The 17,634-nt window shown below is 37.2% G+C and carries 16 protein-coding genes, 1 other RNA gene and 2 other annotated features; of the genes, 15 read left to right on the forward strand and 2 right to left on the reverse strand.

All coding sequences use genetic code 11. The annotated features are described in order from the left end of the window. The first annotated feature begins 14 nt into the window (after nucleotides 1-14). The 4 genes from ABC228_RS01680 (at nucleotide 15) to ssrS (ending at nucleotide 3,894) form a co-directional block, all read left to right on the forward strand. Nucleotides 15-188: a hypothetical protein gene (locus ABC228_RS01680; protein WP_345823357.1), complete on the forward strand. Its 174-nt coding sequence runs from the start codon at nucleotides 15-17 to the stop codon at nucleotides 186-188. A 54-nt stretch (nucleotides 189-242) separates the two neighbouring features. Then, nucleotides 243-465: a binding site (T-box leader), on the forward strand. A 69-nt stretch (nucleotides 466-534) separates the two neighbouring features. Further along, entirely contained in the window at nucleotides 535-1,815 is a 1,281-nt protein-coding gene (hisS, locus tag ABC228_RS01685) for a histidine--tRNA ligase (protein WP_345823358.1), read from the forward strand. A 1-nt stretch (nucleotide 1,816) separates the two neighbouring features. After that, entirely contained in the window at nucleotides 1,817-3,580 is a 1,764-nt protein-coding gene (aspS, locus tag ABC228_RS01690) for an aspartate--tRNA ligase (RefSeq protein ID WP_345823359.1), read from the forward strand. A 124-nt stretch (nucleotides 3,581-3,704) separates the two neighbouring features. Further along, a non-coding RNA gene (gene ssrS, locus ABC228_RS01695) (6S RNA) lies at nucleotides 3,705-3,894 on the forward strand. Between the two features lie 127 nt (nucleotides 3,895-4,021). Here ssrS and ABC228_RS01700 read toward each other — a convergent pair. Together ABC228_RS01700 and ABC228_RS01705 are read right to left on the reverse strand one after the other, a co-directional pair. Further along, nucleotides 4,022-4,696 (reverse strand): RsfA family transcriptional regulator, encoded by a 675-nt coding sequence (locus ABC228_RS01700; RefSeq protein ID WP_345823360.1) that lies wholly within the window; start codon nucleotides 4,694-4,696, stop codon nucleotides 4,022-4,024. A 175-nt stretch (nucleotides 4,697-4,871) separates the two neighbouring features. Further along, the gene (locus ABC228_RS01705) at nucleotides 4,872-6,155 is read right to left on the reverse strand and encodes a replication-associated recombination protein A (protein WP_345823361.1); all 1,284 of its coding nucleotides are present in this window, start codon (nucleotides 6,153-6,155) and stop codon (nucleotides 4,872-4,874) included. 183 nt (nucleotides 6,156-6,338) lie between these two features. On the opposite strand from ABC228_RS01705, the gene cymR reads away from it, so the two are divergent. The 11 genes from cymR (at nucleotide 6,339) to ABC228_RS01760 (ending at nucleotide 17,549) form a co-directional block, all read left to right on the forward strand. Then, the gene (cymR, locus tag ABC228_RS01710) at nucleotides 6,339-6,758 is read left to right on the forward strand and encodes a cysteine metabolism transcriptional regulator CymR (RefSeq protein WP_345823362.1); all 420 of its coding nucleotides are present in this window, start codon (nucleotides 6,339-6,341) and stop codon (nucleotides 6,756-6,758) included. Between the two features lie 30 nt (nucleotides 6,759-6,788). Then, nucleotides 6,789-7,931, forward strand: coding sequence for a cysteine desulfurase family protein (locus ABC228_RS01715; protein WP_345823363.1), 1,143 nt, complete (start codon nucleotides 6,789-6,791; stop codon nucleotides 7,929-7,931). Between the two features lie 10 nt (nucleotides 7,932-7,941). Further along, nucleotides 7,942-9,054: a tRNA 2-thiouridine(34) synthase MnmA gene (gene mnmA / locus ABC228_RS01720; protein ID WP_345823364.1), complete on the forward strand. Its 1,113-nt coding sequence runs from the start codon at nucleotides 7,942-7,944 to the stop codon at nucleotides 9,052-9,054. Nucleotides 9,055-9,129: 75 nt separating this feature from the next. Next, entirely contained in the window at nucleotides 9,130-9,786 is a 657-nt protein-coding gene (locus tag ABC228_RS01725) for a tetratricopeptide repeat protein (RefSeq protein ID WP_345823365.1), read from the forward strand. A gap of 31 nt (nucleotides 9,787-9,817) precedes the next feature. Continuing rightward, nucleotides 9,818-12,139: an SF1B family DNA helicase RecD2 gene (gene recD2, locus ABC228_RS01730; protein WP_345823366.1), complete on the forward strand. Its 2,322-nt coding sequence runs from the start codon at nucleotides 9,818-9,820 to the stop codon at nucleotides 12,137-12,139. A gap of 67 nt (nucleotides 12,140-12,206) precedes the next feature. Beyond that, nucleotides 12,207-12,401 (forward strand): hypothetical protein, encoded by a 195-nt coding sequence (locus ABC228_RS01735; protein WP_345823367.1) that lies wholly within the window; start codon nucleotides 12,207-12,209, stop codon nucleotides 12,399-12,401. Nucleotides 12,402-12,445: 44 nt separating this feature from the next. Further along, the gene (locus ABC228_RS01740) at nucleotides 12,446-13,513 is read left to right on the forward strand and encodes an AI-2E family transporter (protein ID WP_345823368.1); all 1,068 of its coding nucleotides are present in this window, start codon (nucleotides 12,446-12,448) and stop codon (nucleotides 13,511-13,513) included. Nucleotides 13,514-13,554: 41 nt separating this feature from the next. After that, nucleotides 13,555-13,761 (forward strand) — a binding site (T-box leader). A gap of 53 nt (nucleotides 13,762-13,814) precedes the next feature. Beyond that, nucleotides 13,815-16,454, forward strand: a complete 2,640-nt coding sequence (alaS, locus tag ABC228_RS01745) for an alanine--tRNA ligase (protein WP_345823369.1) — start codon at nucleotides 13,815-13,817, stop codon at nucleotides 16,452-16,454. A gap of 108 nt (nucleotides 16,455-16,562) precedes the next feature. Then, nucleotides 16,563-16,832, forward strand: coding sequence for an IreB family regulatory phosphoprotein (locus tag ABC228_RS01750; protein WP_345823370.1), 270 nt, complete (start codon nucleotides 16,563-16,565; stop codon nucleotides 16,830-16,832). Continuing rightward, the gene (gene ruvX, locus ABC228_RS01755; protein ID WP_345823371.1) at nucleotides 16,833-17,246 is read left to right on the forward strand and encodes a Holliday junction resolvase RuvX; all 414 of its coding nucleotides are present in this window, start codon (nucleotides 16,833-16,835) and stop codon (nucleotides 17,244-17,246) included. 18 nt (nucleotides 17,247-17,264) lie between these two features. Then, a complete protein-coding gene (locus ABC228_RS01760) occupies nucleotides 17,265-17,549 on the forward strand; it encodes a DUF1292 domain-containing protein (protein ID WP_345823372.1) in 285 nt (94 codons plus the stop codon). The last annotated feature ends 85 nt before the right edge of the window (nucleotides 17,550-17,634 follow it).

Raw genomic sequence — 17,634 nt, forward strand, 5'->3', positions numbered from 1 at the left:
AGGAGGCTGGAACGTTGCGATTTAATGAAAAACATTGGAGTTCACATAATAGTAGAGACATATTTGGGGTGAATTTGCATCGGTTTGTTGAAATGGAGGGATCATCAAATCATATGGAAATTGCACAGGAATTAGGCATTTCTCTAGGAGAAGTAAAAGCTTTAAAGAAAAAGATAAATCGTACTTGACAATAATTCTGTGAAACATTATGATAATATTCATTCAAGAAATTAATAATGATCGAATATCCGATGAAGGAAAAAGTAATTAGTAAACACATGAACAGAGACAAAATGCCTTAGGCTGAAAGCATTTTGCGTGATGAACTAGTGAAGGACGCTCCTAAGGATCTATATTGAAACTCTTCTTTAGTAAATATAGACGTTTTGCAGGCGTTAACTGTGTAAAGAGGATGCAATTCTTGCATCAACTAGGGTGGCAACGCGGGTAACTCTCGTCCCTTTTATTTAGGGACGGGAGTTTTTTGTATATTTTTTTCGATCATATATACATAGATTTAGGAGGATGAAAAGAATGAATATTAAAGCACCTAGGGGTACCGTTGATGTTCTACCGAAAGAAGCCCAAAAGTGGCAATATGTTGAAAGTAAAATTAAAGGAATTTGTGACAAATTTCATTTTGAAGAAATTAGAACGCCCTTGTTCGAACATACAGAGGTATTCTCTAGAGGTGTTGGTGACTCTACGGATATCGTACAAAAAGAAATGTACACATTTGAAGATCGAGGTGGAAGAAGCTTAACCTTACGTCCTGAAGGGACCGCCGCAGTTACGAGAGCATTTGTGCAAAATAAGTTATATGGCGAGCCAAATCAACCGGTAAAGCTATTCTACTTTATGCAAATGTTTCGATATGAACGCCCACAGCAAGGAAGAATGCGTCAACTTAATCAATTTGGTGTTGAGGTCTTAGGAAGCGCCGACCCAGCTGTTGATGCAGAAGTCATTGATTTGGCAATGACTGTTTATAAGCAACTCGGTTTGTCATCTTTGAAACTTGTGATTAATTCATTGGGGGACAAAGAGAGTCGTGCAAATTATCGTAAAGCGTTAATTGAACATTTTACACCTTATCAAGAGGAATTGTGTAAGGACTGTCAGTCACGACTTCAGCAAAATCCAATGAGGGTCTTAGATTGTAAAACAGATCGAGATCACCCGTCTATGAAAACAGCACCTTCTATATTGGACTATTTAAACGACGAGTCAAGAATATATTTTGAGCAAGTAAAGAACTACCTGGAGCTTATGAATATCCAGTATGAAGTAGACCCTAATCTTGTTCGTGGTCTTGATTACTATAATCATACAGCATTTGAAATCATGAGTGAGGCAGAAGGGTTTGGTGCCATTACAACCTTAGCAGGTGGTGGACGTTACAATGGTCTAGTAGAGCAGCTTGGTGGACCTAATACGCCTGGTATTGGATTTGGTATGGGAATTGAACGTCTATTAATGGCCCTAGAAGCAGAGAGTATATCGATTCCTGTTGCTGATGAATTAGATTGCTTTTTAGTATCTGTCGGTGAGGAAACGAAGCAAGAAGCCGTACGCATTGTTCATGACCTTCGATTAAATGGAATCCAGATCGATAAAGACTATCAAGACAGAAAAATGAAAGCACAATTCAAGGCCGCTGATCGATATAAAGCCAAGTATGTATTGGTTTTAGGCGAAGATGAACTACAAAACCAAGTCATTAATCTCAAAGAAATGGCAACTGGTGAACAAATAGAGGTTCCTCTGGAAAAATTAGTCGACACAATGAAAGATAAGCTATTAGGAGGAGAATAGGATGAGTGAAAGAGTACTGGCAGGTACAATCCGGGAAACAGATGTAGAAAAAACCATACAATTAAAGGGATGGGTACAAAAGCGTCGTGATTTAGGTGGGCTTATATTTATTGACCTACGTGATAAGTCAGGAATAGTTCAAGTAGTATTTAATCCAGATCATGAAGGTGCATTAGCAATTGCCGAAACAGTTCGAAGTGAATATGTAATTGAAGTAAAGGGACAAGTCGTTCTTCGTGAGGAAAATACAATTAATCCATTGATGGCAACTGGAAAGGTAGAAGTAATTGCATCGGAAGTGAATGTCTTAAATAAAGCTAAAAATCCACCATTCTTAATACAAGATGAAACCGATGTGTCAGAAGATCTTCGTCTAAAATATCGATATATGGATTTGCGTAGAGGTGCATTACAGGAAACTTTCAAAAAACGCCATCAAATTACACAGGTAGTACGGAACTTTTTAAATGGTGATGGATTTTTAGAAATGGAAACACCTATCTTAACAAAAAGCACACCAGAAGGAGCTCGTGATTATCTTGTGCCAAGCCGTGTCCACCCTGGTGAGTTTTATGCATTACCACAATCTCCACAGCTTTTTAAGCAGTTAATTATGATGAGTGGTTTTGAAAAATATTATCAGATTGCCCGTTGCTTCAGAGATGAGGACTTACGAGCTGACCGTCAACCAGAATTTACCCAAATTGATATTGAAACATCGTTTATGTCAAGTGATGACATTATGACGATGACTGAATTGATGATGCAACAAGTGATGAAGGAAGTAAATAATGTTGACATCGAGCTTCCGTTGCAACGTATGCCGTATCAAGAAGCTATGGAACGTTTTGGTTCGGACAAACCAGATACTCGATTTGGATTAGAATTAATTCATGTTTCAGATGTCCTTGGATCTTCAGAGTTTAAAGTGTTTCAAGGGGCTATTGAGAGCGGTGGTAAGGTTTGTTTATTAAATGTGAAGGGCGAGGCAAATAACTTCTCTCGTAAAGATATTGATAAATTAACGGAATTCGTCAAGGTATATGGTGCAAAAGGCTTAGCATGGTTAAAACTCGAAGGCGAAGAGCTAAAAGGACCAATTGCAAAATTTATTACGGAAGAAGAAAAATCACAAATTATTGAGAAATCCCAAGCAAAAGACGGTGATTTACTATTATTTGTCGCTGATAAAACATCAGTTGTTTATGATAGCTTAGGTGCACTACGTCTGAAGCTTGGAAAAGAATTGAGCTTAATAGATGAGAAGAAATTTAATTTCCTATGGATAACAGATTGGCCACTTCTAGAATATGATGAAGAGCTAGGTCGTTACTTTGCGGCGCATCATCCGTTTACAATGCCGTTTGAAGAAGATATTGAAAAACTTACAACAGATCCTAGTAGTGTACGTGCAAATGCATATGACCTCGTACTAAATGGATATGAATTAGGCGGTGGCTCCATTCGTATCTATAAACGAGAGCAGCAGGATCAAATGTTTAAAGTACTTGGTTTTACCCAAGAAGAAGCTAATGAGCAATTTGGCTTTTTACTAGAAGCGTTAGAGTATGGTGCTCCACCACATGGTGGAATTGCCCTAGGTCTAGATCGCATTGTGATGCTACTAACTGGTAGAAGCAATCTACGGGATACCATTTTATTCCCGAAAACGGCTTCTGCATCAGACTTACTAATGGATGCACCAAGTGAAGTAAATGAAGGACAGCTAACAGAGTTATCTATTCGATTAAATCAAGGGTTATGACATATCTGGAGATATGTTGATTATCTGTAATAATTGTAATCAATACTTCATATAAAGGCATATTGAATCGATTATGATGCTGTGTTAAGATAATTTTACAAACGTAATGCATTACGAAAAAGAGTCAATCCTAATATGTTAGTCTATAGTATACGTTTTGACCGAACAGTTTGAAAAAGGGAGCCTGATTGTTTTCATATCGCATACATGCCTCATACTTAACGGACAAGAGGACGTATAATATATGGAACAAGGCACCCACCTGCAATGAGCGGGGATCAAAACTAGATATAGACGGCATCATTGGGATTGGCGTTACATAGAAGAATTACTGGTTAGATTTTTGCAGGGAAAGCAAAGATTTAGCCAGTTTTTTTGCCTTGAAGTGATTAGAGGAAAGCATGAAAAAAACCCCTTCAAATGTGAAGGAGTTTCGTCCTATTAGTTAGAGCCTTGTGCAATTTGTTCTAGATTACCGTTTTTATCCATTCGAAACGCGGGAGCTTTAAAGGATCCTTGATCCTCAAGCACGGTCATCTTTCTAGCCCGTTCCATGATTTGTACAAACACTTTATAATCTTCCTGGATGGAGGCTAGTTCACTTTCAGTTTCTGTTAGCTGTTTTTCTAGTTTAGTAATCTGTTCTTTTAGCATACCATTTTCTCTTTGTGCTTGATCAAGAGAAACTTTTGATTGATTGGAAGCATAATAGTCTTTTTTTAGTTGATTTAGAAACTGAATGACGGTTTCAAGCGTAATAGTCGATTCTGTTGGAGTCTGCTCCTCCAATACAGGACTTGGTTCTTCTAGTTCCGTAACGGATTGATAGTTTTGCTGAAAAGCGACAACAGAAGGTCTCGTATGTTTTTTCGCTTTTTCAAGCGCACGCTTCTTTTCCTTGCGCTGCCTTTTCGCAAGATCAATCGCATTAATATATTTCTTTCTAATTTCTGCATTCCATCTGAATCCACATGCGGCAGATGTGCGGTTTAATTTATCTCCAACCTCTTCAAACGCATTTAGTTGTGTACTTCCTTCACGAATATGACGCAATACGGTTTCTGCTAATAGTAAATCGTCTTCGTGTGACCAAGCATCTTGTCTCACTTTAGTCATTTGTATTTCATCTCCTTTTCCAGTAACTACCTGATCGAAACAATAGATTTTGTAACTAGTATTTTTTGTGTTGGTAAAAAGTCAGTTCATTAGATAGAAAGTTTTATAAACCTGACTTTTAAATTATTGTTTACTTTTCAATAGTTTGGACGAAAGGCGATTTTTTTATACCTCTTTACTTATGATTCTTTTTCTCTTGATTTAACTTTTCATACACTTTTTTCATAGCCTGTTCAAATTTTCCTGTTTCCTTTGGATAATAATATTGTTTGTTTATTATAGAGTCAGGTAAATATTGCTGGTTCACCCATCCCTTTGGATAATCATGTGGATATTTATAATCAATTCCACGCCCTAAGGATTTTGCTCCTTGGTAATGAGCATCCTTTAAATGGCTTGGAACGTCACCGCTTTTTCCCGCTCTGATATCTGCAAGTGCTGCGTCTAGTGCCTGATAGGCAGTGTTGGATTTCGGTGATAAGCAGAGTTCAACAATAGCTACTGATAAAGGGATTCTAGCCTCAGGAAATCCAATTCTTTCAGCAGCTTCAACCGCTGCTATTGCACGTGGTCCTGCTTGAGGATTTGCTAGACCGATGTCTTCATATGCAATAACAATCATTCTTCTGGCGATTGAATCTAAATCTCCTGCCTCAATTAATCTACCTAAATAGTGAAGTGCCGCATCTACATCACTACCACGAATTGACTTTTGAAAAGCTGATAACACATCGTAATGCGCATCACCATCTTTATCATGGGAGAAGCTTTTCCGTTGCATACATTCCTCAGCAATAGGTAAATCAATTTCAATTTCTTGCTCCCTATTTGGTGGTGTAGATGCAACAGCTAACTCTAAGCCATTCATGGCTGCACGCATATCACCACCAGAACTTCCTGCAAAATGTTCAAGTGCTTGTTCGGTTACTTGCACAGCTTGATTACCATAGCCGTTTTGTTCATCTTCAATCGCTCGTACTAGTGCTTTTCTAACGTCATTTGGCGTTAAGGCATGTAATTCAAATAAATGGCAACGACTACGTATAGCTGGATTTATAGCATGGTAAGGATTACTGGTCGTACATCCAATTAACGTAAGCAAATTACTCTCTAAATGAGGTAGCAGAAAATCCTGTTTTCCTTTATCAAGCCGATGTACTTCATCAAGGATCAGTACCATGTGTCCTGACATCTTTGCTTCTTCTACAACAATCTCCATATCCTTCTTCTTGTCAACAACAGCATTAAGCATGCGTACCTGCAGATTTAGGCTTTTTGCAAGTGCTGTAGCCATAGAGGTTTTCCCGGTGCCGGGTGGTCCATATAAAATCATGGAAGCTAATTGTTTCGCCTGAATCATTCGATATAGTATTTTTCCTTCTCCAACCAAATGCTCTTGTCCGATAATTTCATTTATATGAGTTGGTCTCATTCGATAGGCAAGAGGTTTTTGTTTCATTTTGATCGTCCTTTGTATAAAATAATAGTTTGGTAATCTTAGCGTAATCTTGAACGACATAAAATGCAAGGCACGAATCTTTTGTGCTATAATACCATGTATTTTCATGTTGGATTAGATAATGGTATAGTAAATATAGAAAAAAACACGTTGGTAATACGTTCGGATAGAGGAGTATAAGGTATGAAAATTTCTACAAAAGGCCGTTATGGTTTAACAATAATGATTGAATTGGCTCGAAATTATGGTGAAGGACCAATCCCGCTCAAATCAATTGCGAAAGATAATGATCTATCAGAACATTATTTAGAACAGCTCGCATCACCATTACGAAATGCTGGATTAATTAAAAGTATTCGTGGTGCGTATGGTGGCTATATTTTACCTAGGGAACCAAAAGAGATAAGTGCTGGAGATATTATTCGTGTACTCGAAGGACCGATTGCATTAGTGGAAGGAATAGAGGATGAAGAGCCGGCAAAGCAAGCCTTATGGAAACGTGTTACCGAAGCGGTACGAGAGGTTTTAGATACAACTACTTTAGAGGATCTAATTAACCACGAGAAAGATACCCAGCAAGATGGCTATATGTTTTATATTTAATGGGGCAGGTATTAGAAAGGAAGAAGCACTATGGAGCATATTTATTTAGACCATGCAGCTACTACTCCTATGAATAAACAAGTAATTGAGGCAATGGTACCAATATATGAAGAAGTATTTGGAAATCCATCGAGTGTCCATTCGTATGGAAGAAAAGCAAGGCAGCTTCTGGATGAAGCAAGACGAGTTTTGTCAGGAAGTATTCAAGCAAATGAAAAAGAAATAATATTCACAAGTGGTGGCACAGAAGCTGATAATCTAGCACTAATTGGCACTGCTTTTGCCAATAAACATAAAGGCAACCATATTATTACAACCTTGCAAGAGCATCATGCGACACTGCATACTGCTGAGTACTTGGAAAAAGAAGGATTTGATGTAACCTATCTTCCAGTTTATCAGGATGGGAAAATATCCGTTGAGGATTTCAGAGAAGCATTAACCGACAAAACCATATTAGTTACCATTATGTATGTCAATAACGAAACTGGAATTATACAACCAATTCCTGAAATAGGTGATATTTTAAAGGACCATCAGGCATATTTTCATACAGATGCTGTACAAGCATATGGTTTAATGGATATCAATGTAAACCAATTAGGTGTTGACCTTCTATCTGTCTCTGCTCATAAAATAAATGGACCGAAGGGTATTGGGTTTCTATATGCAAAAGAAGGAATTAAATTGAACGCTCTACAATTTGGTGGTGAGCAAGAGCGAAAGCGCAGGCCAGGTACTGAAAATGTAGTAGGTACAGTAGGCTTTCAGACTGCTGTTGAAGTTATGCTAAAAGAAAGAGATGAACGCAACAAGACTTATGCGTCCTATAAACAACAGTTCTTGAAGGCATTAAAGGATGAAGGCATAACCTATCAGATTAATGGTGATTTAGTGAGCACGATTTCTTCCATCGTAAATATTAGTTTCCCAGGAACAGATGTAGAAAAGCTGTTAGCAAATTTTGATTTATCTGGTGTAGCAGCATCAAGTGGAAGTGCCTGTACAGCAGGTTCAGTTGAGCCGTCTCATGTACTTTCAGCAATATATGGTGAGAATAATCCATGTACAACAAATTCAATTCGTTTTAGCTTTGGAGCAGCAAATACAAATGATAACGTGTTAGAAGCTGCTCGTCGAGTTGCTAAAATTGTAAAACGCTTAGTAAAGTAAGGTGATAGAAATGAAAACTAACCAAGATATTCGTGTTGTTGTCGGCATGAGCGGTGGAGTAGACTCATCCGTAGCAGCGTTATTATTAAAAGAGCAAGGATATGATGTTGTTGGTATCTTCATGAAGAACTGGGATGATACCGATGAATTTGGTGTGTGTACGGCAACAGAGGACTTTGATGATGTCGTCCGGGTTTGTAATCAGCTAGATATTCCGTATTATTCGGTTAACTTTGAAAAGCAATATTGGGATAAAGTATTTACGTATTTCCTAGATGAATATAAAGCAGGTAGAACGCCAAATCCAGATGTGATGTGTAATAAAGAAATAAAATTCAAAGCATTTATGGATTATGCGCTAGATTTAGGAGCGGATTACCTTGCAACTGGACATTACGCCCAAGTACGAGAAAATAACGGAAAATATGAAATGCTCCGAGGGGTAGACTCAAATAAGGATCAAACTTATTTTTTAAACCAATTATCGAGTGATATTTTAGAAAAAGTAATGTTTCCGCTAGGGCATTTACCAAAGTCTAAAGTGCGAGAAATTGCCAAAGAGCATGGATTGGCTACTGCAACGAAAAAGGATAGCACTGGTATTTGCTTTATTGGGGAGCGAAACTTCAAGGAGTTCTTAAGTGAATATCTTCCGGCACAGCCAGGAAAAATGCAAACCCTTGATGGCGAGGTAAAAGGCAAGCATGATGGACTTATGTATTACACAATTGGACAAAGGCAAGGATTAGGAATTGGTGGTGCAGGAGATCCTTGGTTTGTTATAGGGAAGAATTTACAAGATAATATTCTATATGTTGAGCAAGGATTTCATCATGATACCCTATATTCTGATGAACTACTAGCCACCGATGTAAATTGGATAAATCCTGAAGAAATTTCCAAAACATTTTCATGTACAGCAAAATTCCGTTATCGTCAGGAAGATAGTGGTGTAACGGTACATGTGTTAGAAGATGGTAATGTAAAAGTGGTTTTTGATGAAAGTCAACGGGCAATTACACCTGGACAAGCAGTTGTCTTTTATCAAGGTGACGTATGCCTTGGCGGTGGAACCATTGATAAAGTAATCAAACAAAATCAAGAATTAGACTATGTGGGATAATATTGGATGGGATCACGATACTTTTAATCCGTGATCCTTCCTTGTATCCTACTTGCAATTGTAAGGAGCATGAGTATGAATAAAATTGAAAAAGCAGTTAATTTAATGAAAGAGAATAAGTACGAGGAAGCAGCTAACCTATTCAACACTTATATAGAGGAAAACCCTAATGATCCTCTAGGCTTTGTTAATTTTGGGAATCTATTATTACATATAAATGATTTGGAGCATGCGGAGAATTTCTTCCATAAAGCAATCGAACTCGATGTCACAACTGCAACTGCCTATTATGGATTAGGAAATTTATATTATGAGCAAGAAGATTTTCCGAAAGCTCAGAAGAACTTCTTAGCAGCGATTAAAAATGGTTTGGAAGAAGCGGATGTTTATTTTATGCTTGGAATGTCACATCAAAGTCAGCAACAATTTAAGCTCGCGATCCCATATTTACTTCGCGCAAAAGAAATAAATCCAAACGATCAAGAAGTGCTATTTCAATACGGGCTGGCATTAGCACAAAGTGAACTATTATCAGAAGCGAAGGAAGTATTTAACGAAGTTCTGCAAATTGATTCAGAACATAGTGATGCACTGTATAATCTTGGGGTAATTGCATTATTTGAGGACGACGCTACAAAAGCATTGGACTTATTTGATCAGGCACTACAATTAGATCCAAATCATGTGTTAGCAGCAAATGGAAAACGAGTTGCGGAAGAAGGAATAAACTAAGTAGTTATGATTGGAATGTGAGGTATTTGAAATGGAAAATGAGCAAAACATGGAAATAGAAGAATATATAAAAGGCGAGCTTCTCTATACAATTTTCCATAATGATATCGAGCATTTCTCTATCGCAAAAGTAAAAATACTAGAAACAAATGTGAAATATGATGAGAAGGAAATTGTGATAAAAGGTTACTTTTCCAATTTACAAGAAGGTACGGTGTACAGGTTTATTGGACAAGTTGAAAAGCATCCAAAGTTTGGGACACAATACAATGTTTCATCCTATCATACCTTTATTCCTGATACGAAGGATGGGCTTATTTCCTATTTATCTAGTGATATGTTCTATGGTATTGGAAAGAAAACAGCCAAAAAAGTAGTAGAGCATTTAGGAGAGTCAGCGGTATCAAAGATTTTGAATGACCCAAATATACTATCATCCATTCCTGGTTTAAAAAAGGAAGCAGCAACTACAATTACCAAAACACTTCAAGAAAATCAAGGCTTTGAGCATGTTGTGGTGTTTTTGGCAAAATATAATATCGGCTTAAAAATGGCACAGAAGATTTATGAGCAATATAAAGATGAAGCAATTGATATCTTACTTGATGATCCATATCGGTTTGTGTTTGATATTGATGGATTTGGGTTCCAAACGGCCGATGAAATTGCAAGGAAGAATGGAATTTCTTTAACGAGTCCGAATCGAATTGGAGCTGGGTGCATTTACATCCTGCAGAAAAGCGTTGGGGATGGACATGTGTTTCTTCCACTGTCAGCATGCGTTGACGATGTTATGTTATTGTTACAGAATGCTGAAGAGCCGTTAACCGATAATCAAATTAGCGATACTTTAGAAGGATTGAATACGGAAAAGAAGGTCATTATTCATAATGGGAATGTGTATTTACCATCGTTATATTATGCGGAGGATGGTTTCGCTTCAAGTTTAAAGCGGCTAATTGCAAGTCCCATTGAAGAAAATACGACACTTGCTGATTTGATGAAAATTATAGGTGATATCGAAGAAGAAGAAATTTTAAGCTATGGAAAAGAGCAATTTGCGGCTATTGAACAAGCATTAAAGTCAAAGTTGATGATTCTAACAGGTGGTCCAGGAACAGGGAAAACGACTGTCATTAAAGGAATTATCAAGGCCTATGCTGAAATTCATAAGCTTTCCACTGACCCTCAAGCATACGAGCATAAGGCTGACTTTCCCTTTGTACTGACAGCCCCTACAGGTCGTGCCGCAAAGCGGTTAACAGAATCAACTGGTTTACCAGCTGTTACAATCCACCGGTTATTAGGCTGGAATGGTAGTGAAGGGTTTGAGAAGGATGAGCATGAGCAATTGGATGGGAAGTATTTAATTATTGATGAGTTTTCAATGGTTGATATTTGGCTAGCTAATCATTTGTTTAAGGCCGTACCAAATGACATGCAAGTGCTAATTGTTGGGGATGAGGATCAGCTACCATCTGTTGGTCCAGGACAAGTATTAACAGATCTATTGGAAAACAATCGTATTCCAAAGGTTAGCTTGCACGAGGTATACCGTCAAAAGGATGGCTCGAAGATTATTCAGCTTGCCCATGCCATCAAAAATGATAGTTGTTCTATGGAATTATTGGATAACGATCAGGACTTTAGCTTTATTAATTGTCGAGAACACCATGTAGTTCACGTCATAACACAGGTCTTTGAAAAGGCAATGAACAAAGGTGTTGATGTTAGAGATATTCAAGTGTTGGCACCGATGTATAAGTCACAGGCTGGTATTACATTAATTAATAATGCCTTACAAGCGTTAATTAATCCTAAGAGTAAGGACAAGCGAGAAGTAAAGGGAAATGATGTTGTTTTTCGGATTGGTGATAAAGTAATTCAACTTGTAAACCAGCCCGAGGATAATGTCTTTAATGGTGATATTGGTGAAGTTGTAGCAATTTTTGAAGAGGATGAGAATGTTGAGCATGTGGAACAATTAGTCGTATCATTTGATGACAGAGAAGTTGTTTATGAACGAAAAGACTACATTAATCTCATGCACGCCTACTGTATTTCCATTCACAAGTCACAAGGAAGTGAATTTCCAATTGTTATCCTTCCAATCGTATCAACCTATCATCGGATGCTTCGGAAGAATTTAATTTATACGGCTATTACTCGCGGGAAGCAATCACTCATTATTTGTGGAGAAAAGCAGGCATTCTTTAAAGGAATACAAACTCTAGATACAAATAAGCGTTATACTTCATTGAAGGAGCAATTATCAGAACGTCTAGTAGGGATTCCTGATATCGACAATGCTTCAGAAGATGATCATGAGATTTCTCCTTATGATTTTATGTGACTAGGTATATTTTGCCAAAATCGGGAAACGCTAGCATAATACCTATCATATTTTCAGGAGAGATCTTATGTTTATGCGATGCCCAAATTGTAGTAGTAAAGATATTGGTAAAATCGGTTCGCAGCAATTTTATTGCTGGAATTGCTTTGTAGAATTATCTGTAACAGGAAATGAACTTACTGTACATCAGGTAGAGTCTGATGGTAGTCTAAGCTCGCTTAATGATCTTTTTACAGAAGAAGAAAGAAAGCTAGAATGGTAATCCTTTAGTATTGAAAACTACTCTCATACTAAGGGGTGATCAACGTGTTTTCGCAGAAGAAGCCAATTAATTTTTTGTATTGGATTATTACTGGAATATTTGTATTTCTATTTATTTTTTTGCTTGTAAAGCTTTTTCCTTATTACAAAGCTTTTTTTTCGTTCTTATGGAATTTAGCCGCTCCATTTTTGATTGCATGCTTGATTGCCTATTTACTCTATCCAATTGTGCAAAAAATTCATCAATATAATATCCCTAAAAGTGTAGCGATATTAATCATTTACCTCATTTTCTTTGGTGGAACTGGTTACCTAATCTACCGTGTCTATCCGGCAGTGGTTCATCAATTAAGGGATTTGGATGAATATTTACCCCAATTAGTAGAAATGTATCAAGCTTTAATCTATCAAGTGTATGAGTCTACATCCTTTTTACCAGAAACGGTGCATGACAAAATTGATGAGACAATTAGAACGATTGAGTTGTCAATGGATACATTAATTGGAAATCTGATTGGTGGGATAACGAAGGTTTTAGATATGGTTATTATCATTACAGTCATCCCTGTTCTCGTTTTTTACTTCCTAAAGGATTACGATAAGATTAAAGACTTTGTAAAAGGCTTTATTCCTAGTAAATTTCAGAGGTCCTCTAGTAATCTTGTCCATGCCGTGGACGAAGGGCTAGGTAACTATTTACGAGGACAATTGCTTGTCTGTTTGTTCGTCGCTATCACGAGTTATATTGTTTTTCAATTTATGGGATTAAAATATGCGCTTCTATTAGGTATTTTTATGGGATTAACGAACATCATCCCATATTTTGGACCAATTATTGGAGCTATACCTGCAGTGCTACTTGCTTTAACGATTTCAGGTAATATGGTGTTATTCGTCCTAATCGGGGTTTTTGTGATACAGCTAATCGAGAGTAACTTTTTATCACCCTATATAGTTGGTAAAAGCACACGAATTCATCCAGTAGCCATTATTTTCGTCTTGTTACTAGGAAGTAAGCTTGGTGGAGTTTTAGGCATGATATTGGCTGTACCGGTTCTAACCATTTTAAATGTTGTTACGAAACATATTATCTTGATGGTTCGAGAGAATTGACTTTTGAATAAAAGTTATCTATAATATCGTTTAACTATAGCAATAATTCGTTGAAGGTTCTGAGTACATGGAGCTCGGTTTCAAGAGAGGGATTTCCGCATGGCTGGAAGAAGTCCTAACTAGAACCATGGAAAGCTAAACCAGAGTACGGCTAATCCCCGTCGGTTTCAAACCGTTATCATGATGAAGTGATGGACAACATGGTTGTTCATAATTAGGGTGGTACCGCGAATAATCTCGTCCCTGCAGTTGTGCAGAGAGGAGATTTTTTTATTGCAATATATATAAGGAGGAAATAAAAATGAAGAATTTAACATCCGCACAAATTAGACAAATGTTTCTCGATTTCTTTCAAGAAAAGGGGCATAAGATAGAGCCTAGTGCATCTCTTGTTCCTCAAGATGATCCAACACTTTTATGGATTAATAGTGGAGTTGCAACACTTAAAAAGTATTTTGATGGCCGAGTAATTCCAGAAAATCCCCGGATTGTAAATGCACAAAAATCGATTCGTACGAATGATATTGAGAATGTAGGTTATACAGCAAGACACCATACATTCTTCGAAATGCTTGGTAACTTCTCCATTGGCGATTATTTTAAAAAAGAAGCAATACTCTATGCATGGGAGTTTTTAACGAGTGAAAAATGGTTAGCATTAGACAAAGAAAAGCTTTCGGTAACTGTTCATCCAGAGGATGATGAAGCATATGATATGTGGCTAAATGATATTAAGCTTCCTAAGGAACGGATTATTCGTTTAGAGGAGAATTTTTGGGATATAGGAGAGGGTCCTAGTGGTCCAAATACCGAAATTTTCTATGATCGTGGTGAGAAATACGGTAATGACCCTGATGATCCTGAGTTATATCCAGGAGGAGAAAACGATCGCTATCTAGAGATTTGGAATTTAGTATTCTCGCAATTCAATCACAATCCAGACGATACGTATACACCTCTACCGAAGAAGAACATTGATACAGGAATGGGTCTTGAGCGCATTGTATCCGTAATTCAAGATGTACCAACTAATTTTGAAACGGATTTATTCATGCCGATTATTAAGAAAACAGAGCAATTAGCCAATGTGAATTACGGTAAGGATCAAACAAGTGATACAGCATTTAAAGTTATTGCTGATCACCTAAGAACTGTAAGCTTTGCCATTAGTGATGGTGCGTTACCATCAAATGATGGAAGAGGCTATGTGTTAAGAAGGTTAATTCGTAGAGCAGTACGCTTTGCAAAGGAGATTGGAATTGAAAAACCATTTATGTATGAATTAGTTGATACAGTTGGTACGGTTATGAAGGACTTCTATCCTGCAGTTTTGAACCAACATGATTTTATTCAAAATATTATTAAAGTAGAAGAAGAGCGATTCCATGAAACATTGAACGAAGGTCTAGATATATTGACGGAGATTATTGAAAAAGAAAAAGTAAAAGGTTCAACCGTCTTTCCTGGTGAAGAAGTATTCCGTTTGTATGATACCTATGGTTTTCCTAAAGAACTAACTGCTGAGTATGTGGAACAACTAGGCTTCACAATTGATGAAGCAGGTTATGAAGCAGAAATGGAGAAGCAACGTGAACGTGCTAGAAATGCAAGACAAAAAGTAGACTCCATGCATGTACAAGATGAGATATTAGGAACAATTGATATTGAAAGTGAGTTTATTGGCTATGAGAAGCTAGAAAGCAAAACAAAAATTGCTGCCATTGTGAAAGATAGTGAATCAGTAGACATTGCAACCGAGGGGGAAGAAGTGTTACTCTTTTTACATGAAACACCATTTTATGCAGAAAGTGGTGGGCAAGTAGCTGATTATGGGAACATCACTTCCAATCAAGGACATGCGATGGTAAAAGATGTACAAAAATCACCAAAGGGTCAAAACATTCATCGCGTTGTACTAGAGAGTGGTGAATTACGTGTAGGAGATAAAGTACATGCCGTTGTTGATTTGGATTCACGCAATTTTACAATTAAGAATCACACAGCAACCCATTTATTACATCAGGCATTGAAGGATGTACTAGGTACACATGTAAATCAAGCAGGTTCACTTGTAGCACCAGAAAGATTACGTTTTGATTTTTCTCATTTTAATGCAGTTTCAAAAGAAGAGCTAGAAAGAATCGAAAAAATTGTCAATGAGAAGATATGGGAATCCATTTCATTAGATGTAAGCTATAAAACTTTAGCTGAAGCGAAGGAAATGGGGGCAATGGCTCTGTTTGGTGAGAAATATGGCGAGATTGTACGTGTGGTTAAAATCGACGGTTACAGTCTAGAATTATGTGGTGGTTGTCATGTCCGTAATACCTCTGAAATTGGACTCTTTAAGATTGTATCAGAGGGAGGAATCGGTGCTGGTACAAGAAGGATTGAAGCAGTAACGAGCAAATATGCATATGATTTCTTATCCGGTAAAATGGCATTATTACAAAAAACTGCTCAGCTTGTAAAGACAAAGGAAGAACAAGTACCAGAAAGAGTGGAGGGCTTGTTCCACGAGATAAAAGGACTGCAAAAAGAAAATGAATCATTGAGTGCGAAGCTTTCTAACATGGAAGCATCTTCTATTCTTGATCAAGCGGAAGAAGTCAGTGGTGTGAAAGTAATTGCGCAAAAGGTTAATGTAAAAGATATGAATCAATTACGTACAATGGTTGATGACCTTAAACAAAAGCTAGGATCTGTCATGATATTATTAGCAACAGAAAGTGATGGAAAGGTTCAATTAGCGTCAGGAGTTTCGAAGGATTTAGTGGAAAGAGGATTACATGCTGGTAATCTAATTAAAAAAGCAGCGCAGCTCTGTGGTGGTGGAGGCGGCGGACGCCCGGATATGGCACAAGCTGGTGGGAAAGACCCAAGTAAAATTGACGATGCTTTAAACTGTGTTGTAGAGTACGTTCAGGCTAATATCCAATAAATACAAGATCTACCAAGTATCCTTCATTCTATTAATGAAAATATTATATTAAATCTTCTAAACGTGATAGAATAAAAATAGAGGTAAATAGTGGAATGAGGTGTCGTGATGAGTTCAATAGATAAGACAATGAAATTCAACTTTTCGGAAGAGCCTTTTAATCGTGATATTAAAGAAATTCTGATGACTGTTCATGAAGCACTTCAGGAAAAAGGATATAATCCTATAAATCAGATTGTTGGATACCTATTATCTGGTGATCCTGCTTACATTCCGAGGTATAAGGATGCCCGGAATCTAATCCGAAAAATTGAACGAGATGAAGTAATTGAAGAGCTTGTAAAATACTACCTAGAGCAACAATATAAGGATAATTAAATGAAAATAATGGGTTTAGACGTGGGCTCGAAGACAATTGGAGTTGCTGTAAGTGATGAACTGGGTTGGACAGCCCAAGGGTTAACGACGATTAAATGGGACGAAACTGATATTAAGTCTGCTGATAGTCAGTTAAAAACGATCATTGAAGAGCATAATATTGAAAAGGTAGTTATTGGCTTACCCAAGAATATGAATGGTACGATAGGGGAGCGTGGAGAAGCATCAAAAACGTACGCCAAGCATATTGAAGAGTTACACCACCTCCCAACTATTCTATGGGATGAAAGACTGACTACAATGGCAGCAGAACGGGTCTTATTAGAAGCGGATGTAAGTCGTAAAAAACGGAAAAAAGTAATCGATAAAATGGCCGCGATGATGATTTTACAAGGCTATCTAGACCAAAAATGAAAAGGAGAATTAATTAATATGGCAATTGAAGAAAAAGAACGGATCATCATTCCAGACGAAAACGGGGAAGAGCATTTATTTGAAGTATTGTTTACATTTGATGTAGACGACACTGGCAATTCTTATATTGCAGTGGTTCCAGCTGAACAAAAAGACGATGAAGAAGTGGAAGTTTATGCTTTTAGATATGAAGAAAAAGAAGATAATGATTTATCATTATTTGCGATTGAATCCGATGAGGAATGGGAAATCGTTGAAGAAATGTTAAATACATTGGCTGAAGAAGAAGAGTTAAAGGGTTAAGTAAGATTTTTCTTAGAAGCAGATAGAAGTAGGTGTCGGAATTAGACATCTACTTTTTTCTTAATAATCTTTGGTATTTACTGCG

The organism is Ornithinibacillus xuwenensis, assembly GCF_039614845.1.
Classification (GTDB): Bacteria; Bacillota; Bacilli; order Bacillales; family Amphibacillaceae; genus Ornithinibacillus; species Ornithinibacillus xuwenensis.

What these genes read in the sequence shown, in the direction of transcription:
- ABC228_RS01735 (WP_345823367.1), top strand. Translation starts at nt 12,207, where the DNA reads ATGTTTATGCGATGCCCAAATTGTAGTAGTAAAGATATTGGTAAAATC.
- ABC228_RS01705 (WP_345823361.1), bottom strand. Translation starts at nt 6,155, where the DNA reads ATGAAACAAAAACCTCTTGCCTATCGAATGAGACCAACTCATATAAAT.
- ABC228_RS01700 (WP_345823360.1), bottom strand. Translation starts at nt 4,696, where the DNA reads ATGACTAAAGTGAGACAAGATGCTTGGTCACACGAAGACGATTTACTA.
- ABC228_RS01760 (WP_345823372.1), top strand. Translation starts at nt 17,265, where the DNA reads ATGGCAATTGAAGAAAAAGAACGGATCATCATTCCAGACGAAAACGGG.
- recD2 (WP_345823366.1), top strand. Translation starts at nt 9,818, where the DNA reads ATGGAAAATGAGCAAAACATGGAAATAGAAGAATATATAAAAGGCGAG.
- ABC228_RS01725 (WP_345823365.1), top strand. Translation starts at nt 9,130, where the DNA reads ATGAATAAAATTGAAAAAGCAGTTAATTTAATGAAAGAGAATAAGTAC.
- mnmA (WP_345823364.1), top strand. Translation starts at nt 7,942, where the DNA reads ATGAAAACTAACCAAGATATTCGTGTTGTTGTCGGCATGAGCGGTGGA.
- cymR (WP_345823362.1), top strand. Translation starts at nt 6,339, where the DNA reads ATGAAAATTTCTACAAAAGGCCGTTATGGTTTAACAATAATGATTGAA.
- aspS (WP_345823359.1), top strand. Translation starts at nt 1,817, where the DNA reads ATGAGTGAAAGAGTACTGGCAGGTACAATCCGGGAAACAGATGTAGAA.
- hisS (WP_345823358.1), top strand. Translation starts at nt 535, where the DNA reads ATGAATATTAAAGCACCTAGGGGTACCGTTGATGTTCTACCGAAAGAA.
- ruvX (WP_345823371.1), top strand. Translation starts at nt 16,833, where the DNA reads ATGAAAATAATGGGTTTAGACGTGGGCTCGAAGACAATTGGAGTTGCT.
- alaS (WP_345823369.1), top strand. Translation starts at nt 13,815, where the DNA reads ATGAAGAATTTAACATCCGCACAAATTAGACAAATGTTTCTCGATTTC.
- ABC228_RS01750 (WP_345823370.1), top strand. Translation starts at nt 16,563, where the DNA reads ATGAGTTCAATAGATAAGACAATGAAATTCAACTTTTCGGAAGAGCCT.
- ABC228_RS01715 (WP_345823363.1), top strand. Translation starts at nt 6,789, where the DNA reads ATGGAGCATATTTATTTAGACCATGCAGCTACTACTCCTATGAATAAA.